Source organism: Flavobacterium sp. LHD-80 (assembly GCF_030929605.1).
Classification (GTDB): domain Bacteria; phylum Bacteroidota; class Bacteroidia; order Flavobacteriales; family Flavobacteriaceae; genus Flavobacterium.
In genome coordinates this window covers 1-1,095 of record NZ_JAVFVS010000021.1, presented here as the reverse complement: position 1 = coordinate 1,095, position 1,095 = coordinate 1, and the positions used below count along the sequence as shown (strand labels likewise).

General features: G+C 41.7%; 1 protein-coding gene. It reads left to right on the top strand.

Annotation, left to right across the window (positions count from 1 at the left end; all coding sequences use genetic code 11):
* Positions 1 to 466: 466 nt before the first annotated feature.
* The coding region (locus RB619_RS21035; protein WP_308101070.1) for a reverse transcriptase N-terminal domain-containing protein at positions 467 to 1,095 on the top strand (629 nt) is incomplete at its 3' end.

The following is a 1,095-nucleotide window of genomic DNA, read 5'->3' as shown; positions in this document are numbered from 1 at the left end:
TTTTAATTAATTCAGTGAAATGCTGATGTTGGCGGCTTATCCAACAAAGTCCATCCGACCCTTAACCTGCCCAAGAGAACAGGGAATGGGAAGCTCGGAGAAAAGTCAATCCTATGGAGCGATGCTATAGAGAAAGATGGGACGAACCGAATATGATAGCCTTGTTAAGGTATCGTGAGCATGCACGCTGTACCCACATCGTATGGTGCAGTCCTCCAGTCAATAGGAACCCAATCTGTTTGAGGGTATTCATAAGCTTATACAGGACTGGCGGTATAGAGAGGAATCTAAGTTCGGGTAAACATTGATTAAAGGAACGAGGAAACCGATACATCATTTTGCTAATGCAATAAATACTCTTGGATGAATATGATGTATTGGGTAGGAACAACGACCAAGCGAAAGCCGATTGGCTACGGTCAATCGGATATGCCAAATTCGTTGTGGATTTAACAAAAGAATACAAATGAAAGTAACCAAAATGCTGAAAGTAAACAGATGGGAAAACATTGACTGGAAAACAGTAGAACTAAATGTGTTCCGAAAGCAAAATCAGATGTATCGGGCAATGCTCGCAGGTAACATCACTGAAGTAAGGAGATTACAACGTGATTTATTGAGAGACCCGTATGCCAAATTACTGAGTGTCAAACGTGTTACTTCCGATAATACAGGAAAGAACACGGCAGGTGTAGACAAGACAATAATCCGAAACAATAAAGAAAGAATGTCTCTTGTCCAAAGGATGAACCTTAATAAAGAATATCAGGCAAAACCTTTGAAAAGAACCTACATCCCGAAATCGAACGGTAAATTAAGACCGTTAGGTATTCCTACAATTGAGGACAGGGCCTATCAGGCATTGGTTAAAATCGCATTAGAACCCGAATGGGAAGCGAAATTCAGCGAGAATACCTATGGGTTCAGACCTGGACGAAGCACCATTGATGCCTGCATGGCGGTATGGCATAATCTGAAACTCCGCAAAGGAGAAGTCATGGTCTTAGATGCCGACATTGAAGGATGTTTTGATAACCTGAACCACCAGTACATACTGGATAAGATGAAAGGTACGAGCAGTAACATCCTAAGAGC